Origin of the sequence: Pseudomonas sp. 8AS, from assembly GCF_902506505.1 — a bacterium.
Lineage (GTDB): Bacteria > Pseudomonadota > Gammaproteobacteria > Pseudomonadales > Pseudomonadaceae > Aquipseudomonas.
Genome location: NZ_LR733406.1, coordinates 1,662,355 through 1,676,770, shown reverse-complemented (window position 1 = coordinate 1,676,770; position 14,416 = coordinate 1,662,355). Strand labels below are relative to the sequence as shown.

The window sequence follows — 14,416 nt, the reverse complement described above, 5'->3', positions numbered from 1 at the left end:
CGCTGCCCATGCGCCACGGGCGCTACGCACGGGGCGATCGACAATAAAAAAGCGGAGGTGACTGCATGATTAACCACGTCTGGGGGCTCTTCACCCATCCCGATCAAGAATGGCAAGAAATCCGTGGCGAAGAAGAAAGCATCAGCCACATGTACCTGACCCACGTTCTGATTCTCGCGGCCATCCCGGCGCTCTGCGCCTACTTCGGCACCACCGAGGTGGGCTGGACGATCGGCGATGGTGACCCGGTCAAGCTGACCGCGGCCAGCGCGCTGCAGATGACCATCATGTCCTACCTGGCCATGCTCGCCGGGATCGCCGTGATGGGTGCCTTCATCCACTGGATGGCCCGCACCTACGACTCCAACCCGAGCATGACCCAGTGCGTGGTGTTCGCCGCCTACACGGCCACCCCGCTGTTCATCGGCGGCGTCGCGGCGCTCTACCCGAACCTGTGGCTGGCCATGTTCATCGGCACCGCAGCCATCTGCTACACGGTTTACCTGCTGTATGCGGGCCTGCCGACCTTCATGAACATCCCCGAGGACGAAGGCTTCATGTTCTCCAGCTCGGTCCTGGCCGTCGGCCTGGTAGTGCTGGTGGCGATGATCGCCACGTCGGTGATCCTCTGGGGCTTCGGTGTGGGCCCGGTCTACACCAGCTGAGACGCTTGCCTGGCAACCCCCGGCCTGCCGCCGACAAAGCCGCCTTCTGGCGGCTTTGTGTTTTCCGATGGTTTCACTCTCGGCGAGGACATCGCGAGTGAGTCCGCCCACAAAAGCCTGAGCAGCGGCACCACATGCAATGAGGACTGAGCCTTTTTGCCCAGCAAAAAAAGACCCGCCGGGAGCGGGTCATAAAAAGCAGACCGGATAACGGGTCATGCTCAGGGATAAAAAACCGGCAGCCGAAGGGACTTGGGCGAACGTGGCTGCCGGTTGCGCAGATGTCAGGCGGCGAACTCCTCGTCGTCGAAGGCCATCAGGGTCGCCTTGCCGGCCAGGACTTCGGCCAGCAGGCTGTCAGTTTCGCTCAGCACGCGCGCCATGTAGAAATCCGCCGACTTGAGCTTGGCGCCGTAGAAAGCGCTTTCGCTGCTGCCTGCGGCCAGCTTGTGCCGGGCGGTCAGCGCCATGCGCGACCAGAACCAGGCCAGGGTGGTCAGGGCGAACAGGCGCAGGTAGGGCACGGAGGCGGCGCCCGCCTGCTCCGGGTCCTTCATGCCTTCGCTGGCAATCCACAGGGTCGCCTGCTGCAGCTGCTTGAGCGCCTTGCCCACAGCCGCAGCATGCGGCGCGTCGGCATTGGCCTTGAGCCAGTCTTCGACCTGGGTGAAGTAGCTGCGCACCGCGCGACCACCGCCCAGGGCCAGCTTGCGCCCGACCAGGTCGAGGGCCTGAATGCCGTTGGTGCCTTCGTAGATACGGGTGATGCGGCAATCGCGCACCAGCTGCTCGATGCCCCAGTCTTCGGTGAAGCCGGAACCACCGAGCACCTGCAGGCCATCGTTGGTGCAGTTGAAGCCTTCATCGGTGAGGAACGCCTTGACCACCGGCGTCAGCAGTTGCACCAGGTCGTCGGACTGCTGGCGAACCTGCGGGTCCTCGTGATCGTGGGCGACATCCAGGTGCATGCCGGTGAAATAGGCCAGGGCGCGGCAGCCTTCGATCATCACCTTCTGCCGCAGCAGCATGCGCCGTACATCCGGGTGCACGAGGATCGGGTCGGCCGGCTTGTCGGCCGCTTTCGGTCCGGACAGCGATCGGCTCTGCAGGCGCTCCCTGGCGAAGCCGAGGCTGACCTGGTAGGCGCTTTCGGCAATGCCGAGACCCTGCATGCCGACCATCAGGCGCGCCGAGTTCATCATGGTGAACATGCACTTGAGGCCCTTGTTCGGCTCGCCGATCAGCCAGCCGCGAGCCCCCTCGAAGTTCATCACGCAGGTGGCCGAGCCCTTGATGCCCATCTTGTGTTCCAGGCCGCCGCAGAACGCCGGGTTGCGCGTGCTGTCTGCGAGAAACTTGGGCACCAGGAACAGCGAGATGCCTTTGACGCTATCCGGAGCATCCGGCAGCTTGGCCAGCACCAGATGGACGATGTTGTCGGCCAGGTCATGCTCGCCACCGGTGATCCAGATCTTGGTACCACTGATGGCGTAGCTGCCGTCAGCCTGGGGCAGCGCACGGGTGCGGATCAGGCCCAGGTCGGTGCCGCACTGCGGCTCGGTCAGGCACATGGTGCCGGTCCACTCGCCGCTGATCAGCTTGGGCAGGAACTGATCCTGCTGCTCACGGGTGCCGTGTTCGGTCAGCGCGTTGATCGCGCCGTGGGTCAGGCCCGGGTACATGCCCAGCGACAGGTTGGCCGAGCAGACCATCTCCTCGACCATCATGTTCAGCACATGAGGCAGGCCCTGGCCGCCGAACTCCGGGGTACAGGCCAGCGCAGTCCAGCCGCCTTCGGCGAACTGCTTGTAGGCCGCCGGGAAGCCGTCCGGGGTTTTCACCGCTTTGCTCTGCGGGTCGTACTGGCAACCCTGCTTGTCGCCGGGGCCATTGAGCGGCGCGAGGACATTTTCCGCCAGCTTGGCGGCCTCCTCGAGAATGGCGCCACCGAGATCGTTGCCGAACTCGCGCTGCGTGGGCAGCGACTGCAGGGTGGCATAAGCGTCGAGCACCTCGTCGAAGACGAAGCGCATGTCACGTAAGGGAGCGCGGTAAGCAGGCATTGACTGAACCCTTAGGCTGTACAAGTAAATTTAATGTACAGCTTTTGTATATCAAAAGCTCAATCCACTGCAAACTTTTTCGGGAGACAGGCGAACAATGGCCGCGCCGCACCCGCCGCGAGGCAAAGTTGTACAAGCAAGACCGCCTTGCGGCGGGAGAGAAGTGCCGGCTCAGGTATCCAGGTGGCCGGCGAGGAACTGCTGCAGACGTTGCTGCATCAGGCGCCCTTCATTGCCCAGGCAGGCAATCGGCGAGCCCCTGAGGTCGTCCTCGATCAGGTCGGCGGCATCGCCGGCAAACAGCAGCGGACAGTGCAGTTCCAGCGCCAGGCGGGTGAGCTGCGCAGGCAGGGCATCGGCCGGCGGCTGGTTGGAGAACAGCACCAGCGCCTGCGGCTGGATCTTCTCGCAGACCAGGGCCAGCTCCTCCAGCGGCTGACCCAGCGCCAGCACCTGCACGCCGACCTCGGCACTGCCGAGCAACAGGCCGGCCACCAGCAGCTCCAGTTCGCGGCAGTGCCCGGGCAGCGCGGCCAGCAGCACATCGCCGCGCCCCGTGGTCGCAAGCTGCAGGCGCTGCAGGGCACGGGCCCGCAGGAAGGCATCGAGGAACAGCCACTCGCTGCTGCGCCCCACTTCATCGCGGTGCAGGAGCAATTCCTGCCAGACCGGCACGAAGATGTCCTGGAACACCACCAGCAGCGGGTAGGTGGAAAACACCTGGCCGTACAGGCGCTCCAGCTGGGCGCCGTCGAAGGCGGCCACGGCCGTGCGGATGCGCCCCTGCCACTCGCTCCACTCGCTGGAGGTGACTTCCACATACACCGGCGCCGGCATCTTGATGGCGCTGCTGCGAGCGAGGATCTTGCCGACCTTGCTCACCGACACGCCACGCTCGATCCAGGCCAGGATGCTGCGTACCGACTCGATGTCCGCCGCCGAGTAGAGACGGTGCCCGCTGTCGGTGCGGGTCGGCTGGATCAGCCCGTAGCGCCGCTCCCAGGCACGCAGGGTGACCGGATGCACCCCGGTGACCCGCGACACTTCGCGGATGGGGAACAACTCTTCCTGTTTCAAGGAATCGGAGGCTGGAGGCGTGCTGGCGCATTCGGTCATGGAGTGGATCGCCGAAAAATGATGCCTGAGTGTACCCCAGGCAGCGCCTCGCCTTGAAATCCCGTGCCAGCCGGAGCACGCACCACCCGCCGAACAGCCCGACATAGCACCCACCGGCTAGCCACGCCGCCGTGCCGCCGCCAGGCGTTGCACTCTACAAAACCTGTACATAAACCCGATAGCTGTACACGATAAAACCGGAAAAGCCTTCTCAACAGAAGACAAATATCCATACAAAACAGCCAGTTATGAATCAATAAGACGAACCACCCTATTCCCACAAACAGCGCATGGTTGTACAAACAGCATCACTGGTATAAGTTTATCCAACATCAGCGGTGTCCTTTGCCCACCCGGCCACCGCCCCACCTTCCGTATGCGAGGCGCCATGAGCGGTGCAACTGCCCCCATTCTGATCACCGGTGCCAGCCAGCGTGTCGGCCTGCACTGCGCCCTGCGCCTGCTCGACGCCGGCCAGCCGCTGATCGTCAGCTATCGCAGCGAGCGCGAGGGCGTGCAGCAACTGCGCGAGCGCGGCGCCACCACCCTGGCGGCCGATTTCGCCAGCGAGGCGGGCATCCTCGATTTCATCGCCCGCCTGAAAACACACACCGATTGCCTGCGGGCCATCGTGCACAACGCCTCCGACTGGGAGAGCGAGACGCCCGGCAACGAGGCCCAGGTGTTCCAGCGCATGGTCAGCGTGCACATGCTCGCGCCCTACCTGATCAACCTGCACTGCGAGCCGCTGCTGCGCCGCAGCACGCCGGCCGACATCATCCATATCAGCGATGACGTGGTGCGCACCGGCAGCGCCAAGCGCCCGGCCTACTGCGCCAGCAAGGCCGGCCTGGACAGCCTGACCCTGTCGTTCGCCGCGCGCTTTGCCCCGGCGATCAAGGTCAACGGCATCGCCCCGGCCCTGATCCTGTTCAACCCAGGCGACGACGCGGCCTACCGCACCAAGCGCCTGGCCGAATCCGCACTGGGCATCGAACCCGGCGCCGAGGTCATCTACCAGAGCCTGCGCTACCTGCTGGACAATCCCTACGTCACCGGCACCACGCTTGCCGTCAATGGCGGTCGCCACCTCGTCTGAGGGGCCCGCGAGGACCGATCAATGAATCCGCAACTGCCGCACCACTACCGTGAAATCCTCCTCGGCCTGGGTGAAAACCCCGAGCGCGAGGGCCTGCTGGACACGCCCAAGCGGGCCGCCAAGGCCATGCAGTACCTCTGCCACGGCTACCAGCAATCGCTGGAGGAAATCGTCAACGGCGCGTTGTTCGCCTCGGACAACGACGAGATGGTGATCGTCAAGGACATCGAGCTGTACTCGCTGTGCGAGCACCACCTGCTGCCCTTCATCGGCAAGGCGCATGTCGCCTACATCCCCACCGGCAAGGTGCTCGGCCTGTCCAAGGTGGCGCGCATCGTCGACATGTACGCCCGCCGCCTGCAGATCCAGGAAAACCTGACCAAGCAGATTGCCGACGCCATCCAGAGCGTCACCAGCGCCGCCGGCGTGGCGGTGGTGATCGAGGCCAAGCACATGTGCATGATGATGCGCGGGGTGGAGAAGCAGAACTCGGTGATGAGCAGCTCGGTTATGCTGGGTGCCTTCCGTGAGTCGTGCAACACTCGCCATGAATTCCTGCAACTGATACGGAGCAAGTAAATGCCACGACTGGACCCCGGCATGGCGCGAATCCGCGTCAAGGATCTGCGCCTGCGTACCTTCATCGGCATCAAGGAAGAGGAAATCCTCAACAAGCAGGATGTGCTGATCAACCTGACCATCCTCTACCCGGCCCTGGAAGCGGTGCGTGACAACGACATCGACCACGCCCTGAACTACCGCACCATCACCAAGGCGGTGATCCGCCACGTCGAGGAAAATCGCTTCGCCCTGCTCGAGCGCCTAACCCAGGAACTCCTCGATCTGGTGATGAGCAACCCGGCCGTGCACTACGCCGAAGTGGAAGTGGACAAGCTGCACGCCCTGCGCTTCGCCGAATCGGTGTCGATCACCCTCGCCGCCGAACGCTAAGCCCCGGCACCCGCCGCTGCTCTGGCGTCGGGCGTTGCCGGCCCCGGCCCGGCCTTCTATCATCTGCGTCTCCACCGTCGTCCGGGAGCCCGCCATGACCGATCAACAACGCCTCGAACTCGAAGCCGCCGCCTTCCGCCACCTGGTGCAGCACCTGCGCTCGCGCCCCGATGTGCAGAACATCGACCTGATGAACCTGGCCGGTTTCTGCCGCAACTGTCTGTCCAAGTGGTACAAGGCCGCCGCCGACGACCTCGAGGTGGAAGTCAGCGTCGAGCAGGCCCGCGAAGAGATCTACGGCATGCCCTACGCCGAGTGGAAAGACAAATACCAGAAAGAAGCCAGCGCCGAACAACAGGCCGCCTTCGCCAAGGGAAAGCACTGATGAGCCAGCTGCAAGACTTCCGCGCCCGCCTGCACAACGAGCAGTTCCTGTTTGCCGAGACCCTGGCCTTCATCGCCCAGCACTACGACTACCAGCCCAGCGCCTTTCGCAACGGCGGCGTGGAGAATGCCAGCGGGCAGAACGAAGGCTCGTGCAAGACCCTCGGCCTGGCGCTGCTCGAGGGCCTCAGCCTGGAAGAAACCCTGCGCGCCTTCGGCGAGCATTACCGCGCCGTGCTGGCCAACCCGCACGGCGACGACCACGGCAATATCCGCGCCCTGCAGAACAGCGGCCTGAACGGCGTGCAGTTCGACCGGCAACCGCTCAGCCGCAAGGCCTGAGGCCGGCAAAGCCGCTGCATTGCCACGACTCCGACACCTGGAGCCGATCGGTGACCAGGTGCCGATCCGCAGCGAAATGGCGGGGAAACTGCGCAGACATTGGCGCAATTGTCAGCTTTGGCTGACAGACAAGCCGCGCCAAGCGCTCTATTCTGCACCCGCCTGAACGCCGGGATGCCATCAGGAAGACGCCAGCATGAGGCCGGCGCGATGCCCCCGGACCTTGATCCGTGGAGTGCAAGGATGCAACAAAGCCTGGTCTGGAAACCCTGGAACCATCCGGGAGTCGAGCACCTCAACCTGGATATCGGCAGTGACGGCATCCATGCCAGCAGCCACCTGATGCAGAGCATCCGTGGCAGCAGCATTGCCGCCACCTATGTGCTCAAGTGCGACCCACGCTGGCGTTTTCGCCGCCTCTGGCTGAAGGTCGACAACCAGGGCCCGCGCAGCCTCAACCTGCGCCGCGACATCCGCGGCAACTGGTTCCTCAACGACGAACTGCGCGAAGACCTCAGCCAGTGCCAGCAGGTGATGCTCTCCGCCTCGCCGTTCACCCACACCCCCGCCCTGCAGCGCTGCGCCCTGGAAACCGGGCAGAGCGAGCAGCTCGCCGTGGCCTATGTCGACCTGCTCAGCCTGCGCGTCGAGGCCCGCAGCCAGCGCTACCAGTGCCTGCGCCAGGGCGACGGGCAGACGCTGTACCGCAGCGAAGCCGAAGGCCATGCGCCCAGCGAGCTGCTGGTCGACCAGCACGCCCTGCTGATGAGCGCCAGCGCCGAATACCAGCGCATCAGCTCGCGCACCCTGCAGTTCAACACATTGGCCTGAACCAGCCGCACTTCACCATGAAAATCGCCGCTTGGCGGCCCTCTTTACTCCCCTGGCAGGCTCAGCGCACGTCACCGCGCAGCTGCGCCACCTGCTCCTGCAGCACCAGGCGCCCGGTGTCGGCCGGCATGGGCTGGCCGGCGACCAGGGTGATGCGCGACCAGAAGCGCTTGAACAGGCCCTTGTGCGGCGCGCGGCTGAAGAAGCTGCCCCACAGCCCCTGCAGCGCCATGGGGATCACCGGCACCGGGTTGGCGGCGAGGATGCGCTCCACCCCGGCCTTGAACTCGTCGATCTCGCCGCTGGTGGTCAGCTTGCCCTCGGGGAAGATGCACACCACCTCGCCGTCCGCCAGGTACTGGGCGATGCGCGCGAAGGCCTGCTCGTAGACCTTCGCGTCCTCGTTGCGCCCGGCGATCGGTACGGTGCCGGCGGTGCGGAAGACGAAGTTGAGCACCGGCAGGTTGTAGATCTTGTAGTACATGACGAAGCGGATCGGCCGGCGCACCGCACCACCGATCAGCAGCGCATCGACAAAGGACACGTGGTTGCACACCAGCACCGCCGCGCCCTCGTCCGGAATCGCCTCCAGCCCCTGATGCCTGACCCGGTACATCGAGTGGCTGAGCAGCCAGATGAGGAAGCGCATGGTGAATTCGGGGACGATCTTGAAGATGTAGGCGTTGACCGCGATGTTCATCAGCGACACCACCAGGAACAGCTGCGGGATCGACAGCCCGGCGACGTTGAGCAACAGCATCGCCACCAGCGCCGACACCACCATGAACAGGGCGTTGAGGATGTTGTTGGCGGCGATCACCCGAGCCCGCTCGCTTTCCACCGTGCGCGACTGGATCAGTGCATACAACGGCACGATGTAGAAGCCGCCGAAGATGCCGATGCCAAGGATGTCCGCCAGCAGCCACCAGGCCTGGCCCTGCCCCAGCAGGGTCAGCCAGCTGTAGGGTTCGGCCGCGCTCGGGAAGCCCGCCGAGTGCCACCACAGGAGGATGCCGAACACCGTCATGCCCATCGAGCCGAACGGCACCAGGCCGATCTCCACCTTGCGCCCGGACAGGCGTTCGCAGAGCACCGAGCCGAGGGCGATGCCCACCGAGAACACGGTGAGGATCAGGGTGATGACGGTCTTGTCGCCGTGCAGCAGGTCCTTGGCGAAGCCGGGAATCTGCGCCAGGTAGATCGAGCCGATGAACCAGAACCAGGAGTTGCCGAGCAGCGAGCGCGACACCGCCGGCCGCTGGCCGAGGCCCAGGCGCACGGTGGCCCAGGTCTGGCGGAAGATGTTCCAGTCCAGCACCAGCTCCGGCAGCGCCGCGTGCGAGCGCGGGATGCCGCGGCTGGCCAGGTAGCCGAGGCCGGCCACCAGCACGATGGCCGCGGACACCAGGCCGGCGGAATGGCCGGTGGACATGATTACCCCGGCGCCGATGGTGCCGGCGAGGATGGCCAGGAAGGTACCCATCTCCACCAGGGCGTTGCCGCCGACCAGCTCCTCTTCGCGCAGGGTGGCCGGCAGGATCGAGTACTTCACCGGGCCGAACAGCGCCGAATGGGTGCCCATGCCGAACAGCGCGAGCAGCAGCAGCGGCAGGCTGTTGAGGTAAAAACCGGCGGCGCCGACCAGCATGATGGCGATCTCGGCCAGCTTGATCAGGCGGATCAGCGCGTCCTTGGCGAACTTCTCGCCGAACTGCCCGCCCAGGGCGGAAAACAGGAAGAACGGCAGGATGAACAGCAGGTGGCAGAAGTTGACCAGCAGGTTGCCGGTCTTGTCCGAGAACGCCATGTTGAACAGGATGACGAAGATCAGGCCCTGCTTGAACACGTTGTCGTTGAAGGCGCCGAGCAGCTGGGTGATGAAGAACGGCAGGAAGCGCCGGGTGCCCAGCAGGGCGAATTGCGAGTGTGGGGTCATCGTCCTTGTACCTGTAGCGAAGCGGCAAACGCCGTTCCGCATTGGACAGCATCTGGCCCCGACAAAGCCACACCCAAGATGGCTCGAAACGCCGCAATATCTTAATGCAAATTGTTTGCAATTAGATTAAATTCCGTGCCCTCTCAGAATCACCAACTTCCCCCAGTGAGCACGCAATGCTGCGCAAGACCCTCCTCTGCCTCTCGATCTCCCTCGCCTTCCTCGCCCCGGCCAGCCAGGCCGGGGAAGCCCTGCAACTGGAAAGCACCGCCATCAGCGCCACCCGCTCGCACAGCGAGGCCGGCAAGACCCCGCAGAAGATCACCGTCATCAGCCGCGAGCAGATCGAACAGCAACTGGCGATCACCAGCGACCACGGCCAGGTGCTGAGCAACCTGATCCCCTCCTACTCGCCGAGCCGGCAGAAGCTGAGCAACGCCGGCGAGACCTTCCGCGGGCGTGCCGCGCTGGTGCTGATCGACGGCGTGCCGCAGTCCACCCCGCTGCGCGCCGGTGGACGCGACGGTTACACCATCGACCTGGCGATGGTCGAGCGCATCGAGGTGATCCACGGCGCCAGCGCCGAACACGGCCTGGGCGCCACCGGCGGCATCATCAACTACGTCACCCGCCGGCCCCAGGGCGGCAGCCTGAAGCAGCACGCCGGCGTCAGCCTGGAAGCCGGCGACGACTTCGACAGCGACGGCCTGGGCTACAAGCTGGACTACCGCGTCGAAGGCAGCGAAGGCGACTGGGACTACCTGGCCGCCATCAGCGGGCAGACCCGCGGCATGTTCTACGACGCCGACGGCGAGCTGATCGGCGTCGACGACACCCAGGGCGACATCATGGACTCCACCGGCACCGACCTGCTGCTCAAGCTGGGCTACTGGTTCGATGCCGAGCAGAACCTGGCGCTGATGGTCAACCGCTTCGAGTTGGAAGGCGAGCACGAGTACGTCAACCTGCCCGGCGACCGCGACGCCGGCATCCCGGCCACCTCGCGCAAGGGCGAGCCGCTGGGCGAGGCGCCGCAGAACGAGGTGCTGGCCACCAGCCTGACCTACAGCAACACCGACCTGGTCGGCAACCTGCTCACCGCCCAGCTCTACAGCCAGCGTTTCCGCGCCCGTTATGGCGGCGGCACCCTGAGTGCCTTCCAGGATGCCAGCATCGCCCCGGTTGGCACCCTGTTCGACCAGTCGCAGAACGAGTCCGACAAGTACGGCGGCAAGCTGACCCTGAGCCGCGACGACATGCTCGACGGCCTGCTCAAGCTCACCGGCGGCCTGGACTTCCTGCAGGACACCACCAGCCAGATGCTGATCGCCACCGACCGCGAGTGGGTACCGGAGACCGTGTTCCAGAACCTCGCGCCCTTCCTCCAGGCCGAGGTGCGCGCCACCGACAGCCTGACCCTGCACGGCGGCGTGCGTCACGAGTTCGCCGAGCTGGAAGTCGACAGTTTCCACACCATCGCCTCCACCACCACTCCGCGCGGCGGCGTGGCGGTCGAGGGCGGCAAACCGGACTTCGAGGAAACCCTGTACAACGCCGGCCTGGTCTACCAGCTCAACGACTGGGCGCAGGTCTTCGCCAACTACTCGGAAGGCTTCGGCATGCCCGACGTGGGACGCGTGCTGCGGGCCATCAGCCAGCCCAACCAAAGCGTCGAGCAGTTCCTTGACCTGCAGCCGGTCGTCACCGACAACCGCGAGATCGGCCTGCGCCTGAACTGGCAGACGGTCGACATGGAGATCAGCTACTTCGAGTCCGATGCCGACCTCGGCTCGCGCCTGGAGAGCGTCGGCGGGGTCTACCAGGTGCGCCGCGAGCGCACCGAGATCGACGGCGTGGAGGCCACTGCCGGCTGGCAGGTCAGCGACGTGCACCGCCTGCAGGCGACCTACGCCCAGCTCGACGGCCGCTCCGACACCGATGGCGACGGCGACGTGGATACCGACCTGGACGGCGCCAACATCGCCCCGGACCGCTACGGCCTGAGCTGGCAGGCCAGTTGGAGCGAGCAGCTGAACAGCCGCCTGCAGGTCAACCACTATGCCAGCCGCGGCTTCGACACCGAGGGCTTGAACTTCGACGGCTACAGTCTGGTGGACGCCTCCCTCGGCTACCGCCTGCCGGTCGGCGAGGCCAGCCTGGGCATCGAGAACCTGCTCAACCGCGACTACATGACCTACTACGCCCAGGCCGGCAGCACCCGCGACGACCAGTACTTCGCCGGGCGCGGCCGTACCTTCACCCTGGGTTATCAGGTCGATTTCTGACCCTAGCCGCAGGACCCGAACGGCCTCGCAAGAGGCCGTTCGTCTTTCTACAGCGGCAACTGCCCCAGCCAGGCGCGCAGCAGGAAGAACACCAGCAAGCCGCCGGCGATGGTCGCCAGCAGGTGGCGGGTCAGCGCGGCGATGGCGATGGTCGCCAGCCCGGCCAGCAGGTAGGCGTTGTCCAGCCCCACGGCCCAGTGCTGGCCGTCCGGCAGCAGCATGCCGGGCACGACGATCGCGGTGAGCACCGCGGTCGGCACGTAATGCAGGCCCTGGCGCACCAGCGGCGGAAACTGCAGGTCGGGGAAGGCGAACAGGCTGTAGCGGATGGCGAAGGTGATCGCCAGCATGCCGAGAATCAAAGTCCAGTTGGCCATCACAGCGGCTCCTCCAGCAGGGTTTGCCTACGCTGCTCCAGCAGCACGCCGACCAGGATGCCGCTGAACGCCGCCGCCATCAGCCCGAGCTTGTACGGCAGAGCATGGCAGGCCAGGGCCACCGCCCCGGCCACCAGCGCCGCCGCCACCTGCGGGCGACTGCGCAGCATCGGCACGACGATGCCGATGAAGGTGGCGAGCATGGCGAAGTCCAGGCCCCAGTCACCGATATTCGGCACCGCCTGGCCGAACACCAGGCCGATCAGGGTGCACAGTTGCCAGTTCAGGTACATCGCCAGCGCCGCACCGAGGAAATACCAGTGCTTGTGCGGCGAGGCATCGCTCTCAGCATAGCGGTGCTGGACCACGGCGAAGGCCTCGTCGGTCAGCCAGAAGGCCAGCGGCATGCGCCAGCGCCGCGGCAGATGGCGCACGAAGGGCTGCAGGCTGGCGCTGTACAGGGCGTGGCGCAGGTTGACCACGAAGGTGGTGAGCAGCAGCACGGCCAGGGTCGCGCCGCCGCCGAGCAGGCTGATGGCGATGAACTGCGCCGAGCCGGCGAACACCAGCACGGACATGCCGATGGTCTGCCAGGGCGTGAGGCCGGCGGCGCCGGCCAGGCTGCCGAAGATGATGCCGAAGGGCATGGCGCCGAGCAGCATCGGCAGCATGTCGCGGGCGCCCTGCAGGAATTCGTGATGACGGGACATGGAACCTCCTTGAACCAGCGAGGCTAGCCGGTTGCGCGCCGGGCGTCTTGAACGATCTTGCGCGTCTGTCTCAGCAAGTGGCACAGGCGCGGCGATACTCGCCGGGGCTGACCCCATAGCTCTGCTTGAACTGGCGACTCAGATGACTCTGATCGGAGAAGCCCAGCTGCACGGCCACCTGCAGCGGCGCGCAGCCGGAGCGCAGCAGTGCCCGCGCCTGCTCCAGGCGCCGCTGCCGGAGCCAGGCATGCGGCGGCAGGCCGGTGGCGCGGCGGAACACCCGGGCGAAGTGGAACGGCGAGAGATTGACCAGCGCCGCCAGTTCCTCCAGCGACGGTGGCTCACCCAGGCGCGTGGCCAGCAGCTCCTTGGCCAGAGCCACGGCCCGGGGCTCGCGGCCGGGCTCTGCCGGCTGGGAAATCCGCGCATGGCGCTGGAACAGCAGCAGGATCGCCTCGCGCCAGGCGGACTGCTGCTGCAGGGCGCTGGCCTCGCCATCAAGCAGACGGTGCAGCTGGCCGAAGGCCTGGTGCAGCTCGACATCCTGCAGCACGCTGACGCCGAACGACGGCATGCCGCCGCTCGCCAGCCCCAGTTCCTCCAGCCCCCCCTGCACCTGCGCCGGCGCCGGGTAGAAGGCGCGGTACCACCAGCCCTGCTCGTGGGCCTTGGAGCCGGTGTGCACCTCGTCCGGGTTGATCAGCACCATGCTGCCGACCGGCGCCAGGTGGTCGCTGCCACGATGGCGAAAGCGCTGGGCGCCGCCCTCGATCACGGTGAACACGAAGCCCTCGTGCACATGCGGGGCGAAGCGCTGTTCGATGTAGCGCGCGTGCAGCAGCTCGACGCCGGTCAGCGCCTGGCTTTCCCAGAAGCGTGTCTGCTCGCCGCCCGCCATGGCCTCACGCGCCGAAGCGCGCCTCCAGGCCGGCCTTGACCTGCGGCCACTCGCTGTCGGTGATGCTGTACAGCACCGTGTCGTCGAGGCGGCCGTCGGCCAGGCGCCGATGGTTGCGCAGCACGCCCTCACGCACCGCGCCGAGCTTCTCGATGGCCCGCTGCGAGCGCAGGTTGCTCGCCGCCGTCTTCAGCTGCACGCGCACCAGGCGCCAGTCCTCGAAGGCATGGCGCAGCAGCAGGTACTTGATCATGCTGTTCAGCCCGGTGCCATGCTGGCGCGCCTCCAGCCAGGTGTAGCCGATCTCGGCGGCCGGCAGCGCCGCATTGAAGTCGAAGAAGCGCGTGGTGCCGACCAGCTCGCCGGCCAGGCGGATGGCGAAGACCACGGCCGTCTGCGCGCGGTGCTCGGCCAGGGCCGTGCGGTACCAGTCCGGCCGCGTGGTGCCGCTCATGTATTGCTGCGACTCGCGATTGGCCTCGGCCAACGCCAGCAGGCCGGGCAGGTCGGCCTCGACCAGCGGGTCGAGGCGCAAGGCGCCCTGCTGCAGGGCAATGGGGTGCGGCTGGAACATCACGAAACTCCGGTGAAACGACCAAGGTCGACCACGCTATCAGTGCCCCACCGGCGGCTCAAGCCGCTTGCGACCATGGTCGGCCTGACGGCACGCGCGGCCCATGCGAGACTAAGAACCTGTTCAATGTCTGCTGCGCGTCGGGCCTGCTGCGTTAAAAGCAGGCTCAGAATGCTCATTTACCA

Annotated in this window: 15 protein-coding genes; 8 read left to right on the top strand and 7 right to left on the bottom strand. The window is 66.0% G+C overall.

The genetic code is table 11. The features are described from left to right. Positions 1–65 precede the first annotated feature (65 nt). Complete coding sequence (locus GV001_RS07865; RefSeq protein ID WP_160079086.1) at positions 66–665, top strand: Yip1 family protein; 600 nt, start codon at positions 66–68, stop codon at positions 663–665. 284 nt (positions 666–949) lie between these two features. Here GV001_RS07865 and GV001_RS07860 read toward each other — a convergent pair whose 3' ends face one another. Both GV001_RS07860 and GV001_RS07855 read right to left on the bottom strand, forming a co-directional pair. Further along, entirely contained in the window at positions 950–2,728 is a 1,779-nt protein-coding gene (locus tag GV001_RS07860) for an acyl-CoA dehydrogenase C-terminal domain-containing protein (protein WP_160079085.1), read from the bottom strand. 171 nt (positions 2,729–2,899) lie between these two features. Then, the gene (locus GV001_RS07855; protein ID WP_160079084.1) at positions 2,900–3,844 is read right to left on the bottom strand and encodes a MerR family transcriptional regulator; all 945 of its coding nucleotides are present in this window, start codon (positions 3,842–3,844) and stop codon (positions 2,900–2,902) included. A 388-nt stretch (positions 3,845–4,232) separates the two neighbouring features. Here GV001_RS07855 and folM point away from each other — a divergent pair, with 388 nt between their 5' ends. The 6 genes from folM (at position 4,233) to GV001_RS07825 (ending at position 7,451) form a co-directional block, all read left to right on the top strand. Next, on the top strand, positions 4,233–4,943 hold the full coding sequence (gene folM, locus GV001_RS07850; RefSeq protein ID WP_160079083.1) for a dihydromonapterin reductase: 711 nt from the start codon (positions 4,233–4,235) through the stop codon (positions 4,941–4,943). 21 nt (positions 4,944–4,964) lie between these two features. Continuing rightward, entirely contained in the window at positions 4,965–5,522 is a 558-nt protein-coding gene (gene folE, locus GV001_RS07845; protein WP_160079082.1) for a GTP cyclohydrolase I FolE, read from the top strand. Then, the gene (folX, locus tag GV001_RS07840; protein WP_160079081.1) at positions 5,523–5,894 is read left to right on the top strand and encodes a dihydroneopterin triphosphate 2'-epimerase; all 372 of its coding nucleotides are present in this window, start codon (positions 5,523–5,525) and stop codon (positions 5,892–5,894) included. It begins immediately after the preceding gene. Between the two features lie 94 nt (positions 5,895–5,988). After that, complete coding sequence (locus tag GV001_RS07835; protein ID WP_160079080.1) at positions 5,989–6,279, top strand: DUF1244 domain-containing protein; 291 nt, start codon at positions 5,989–5,991, stop codon at positions 6,277–6,279. Further along, a complete protein-coding gene (locus GV001_RS07830; RefSeq protein ID WP_160079079.1) occupies positions 6,279–6,620 on the top strand; it encodes a HopJ type III effector protein in 342 nt (113 codons plus the stop codon). The genes GV001_RS07835 and GV001_RS07830 overlap by 1 nt, the downstream gene beginning before the upstream one ends. 243 nt (positions 6,621–6,863) lie before the next feature. Further along, a complete protein-coding gene (locus GV001_RS07825) occupies positions 6,864–7,451 on the top strand; it encodes a putative glycolipid-binding domain-containing protein (protein WP_160079078.1) in 588 nt (195 codons plus the stop codon). A 61-nt stretch (positions 7,452–7,512) separates the two neighbouring features. Here GV001_RS07825 and GV001_RS07820 read toward each other — a convergent pair whose 3' ends face one another. Next, the gene (locus GV001_RS07820) at positions 7,513–9,387 is read right to left on the bottom strand and encodes a 1-acyl-sn-glycerol-3-phosphate acyltransferase (RefSeq protein WP_160079077.1); all 1,875 of its coding nucleotides are present in this window, start codon (positions 9,385–9,387) and stop codon (positions 7,513–7,515) included. Positions 9,388–9,563: 176 nt separating this feature from the next. On the opposite strand from GV001_RS07820, the gene GV001_RS07815 reads away from it, so the two are divergent. Continuing rightward, positions 9,564–11,672, top strand: coding sequence for a TonB-dependent receptor (locus GV001_RS07815; protein WP_160079076.1), 2,109 nt, complete (start codon positions 9,564–9,566; stop codon positions 11,670–11,672). A gap of 47 nt (positions 11,673–11,719) precedes the next feature. Here the strand turns inward: GV001_RS07815 and GV001_RS07810 are convergent, their stop codons facing one another. The 4 genes from GV001_RS07810 to GV001_RS07795 form a co-directional block, all read right to left on the bottom strand. Further along, entirely contained in the window at positions 11,720–12,049 is a 330-nt protein-coding gene (locus GV001_RS07810) for an AzlD domain-containing protein (RefSeq protein WP_160079075.1), read from the bottom strand. Beyond that, positions 12,049–12,759, bottom strand: coding sequence for an AzlC family ABC transporter permease (locus GV001_RS07805; protein WP_160079074.1), 711 nt, complete (start codon positions 12,757–12,759; stop codon positions 12,049–12,051). The genes GV001_RS07810 and GV001_RS07805 overlap by 1 nt, the downstream gene beginning before the upstream one ends. A gap of 70 nt (positions 12,760–12,829) precedes the next feature. Then, positions 12,830–13,657, bottom strand: coding sequence for an AraC family transcriptional regulator (locus GV001_RS07800; RefSeq protein WP_160079073.1), 828 nt, complete (start codon positions 13,655–13,657; stop codon positions 12,830–12,832). Positions 13,658–13,661: 4 nt separating this feature from the next. Next, complete coding sequence (locus GV001_RS07795; protein WP_160079072.1) at positions 13,662–14,231, bottom strand: GNAT family N-acetyltransferase; 570 nt, start codon at positions 14,229–14,231, stop codon at positions 13,662–13,664. Positions 14,232–14,416: the final 185 nt, after the last annotated feature.

What these genes read in the sequence shown, in the direction of transcription:
- GV001_RS07865 (WP_160079086.1), top strand. Translation starts at nt 66, where the DNA reads ATGATTAACCACGTCTGGGGGCTCTTCACCCATCCCGATCAAGAATGG.
- GV001_RS07860 (WP_160079085.1), bottom strand. Translation starts at nt 2,728, where the DNA reads ATGCCTGCTTACCGCGCTCCCTTACGTGACATGCGCTTCGTCTTCGAC.
- GV001_RS07855 (WP_160079084.1), bottom strand. Translation starts at nt 3,844, where the DNA reads ATGACCGAATGCGCCAGCACGCCTCCAGCCTCCGATTCCTTGAAACAG.
- folM (WP_160079083.1), top strand. Translation starts at nt 4,233, where the DNA reads ATGAGCGGTGCAACTGCCCCCATTCTGATCACCGGTGCCAGCCAGCGT.
- folE (WP_160079082.1), top strand. Translation starts at nt 4,965, where the DNA reads ATGAATCCGCAACTGCCGCACCACTACCGTGAAATCCTCCTCGGCCTG.
- folX (WP_160079081.1), top strand. Translation starts at nt 5,523, where the DNA reads ATGCCACGACTGGACCCCGGCATGGCGCGAATCCGCGTCAAGGATCTG.
- GV001_RS07835 (WP_160079080.1), top strand. Translation starts at nt 5,989, where the DNA reads ATGACCGATCAACAACGCCTCGAACTCGAAGCCGCCGCCTTCCGCCAC.
- GV001_RS07830 (WP_160079079.1), top strand. Translation starts at nt 6,279, where the DNA reads ATGAGCCAGCTGCAAGACTTCCGCGCCCGCCTGCACAACGAGCAGTTC.
- GV001_RS07825 (WP_160079078.1), top strand. Translation starts at nt 6,864, where the DNA reads ATGCAACAAAGCCTGGTCTGGAAACCCTGGAACCATCCGGGAGTCGAG.
- GV001_RS07820 (WP_160079077.1), bottom strand. Translation starts at nt 9,387, where the DNA reads ATGACCCCACACTCGCAATTCGCCCTGCTGGGCACCCGGCGCTTCCTG.
- GV001_RS07815 (WP_160079076.1), top strand. Translation starts at nt 9,564, where the DNA reads ATGCTGCGCAAGACCCTCCTCTGCCTCTCGATCTCCCTCGCCTTCCTC.
- GV001_RS07810 (WP_160079075.1), bottom strand. Translation starts at nt 12,049, where the DNA reads ATGGCCAACTGGACTTTGATTCTCGGCATGCTGGCGATCACCTTCGCC.
- GV001_RS07805 (WP_160079074.1), bottom strand. Translation starts at nt 12,759, where the DNA reads ATGTCCCGTCATCACGAATTCCTGCAGGGCGCCCGCGACATGCTGCCG.
- GV001_RS07800 (WP_160079073.1), bottom strand. Translation starts at nt 13,657, where the DNA reads ATGGCGGGCGGCGAGCAGACACGCTTCTGGGAAAGCCAGGCGCTGACC.
- GV001_RS07795 (WP_160079072.1), bottom strand. Translation starts at nt 14,231, where the DNA reads ATGTTCCAGCCGCACCCCATTGCCCTGCAGCAGGGCGCCTTGCGCCTC.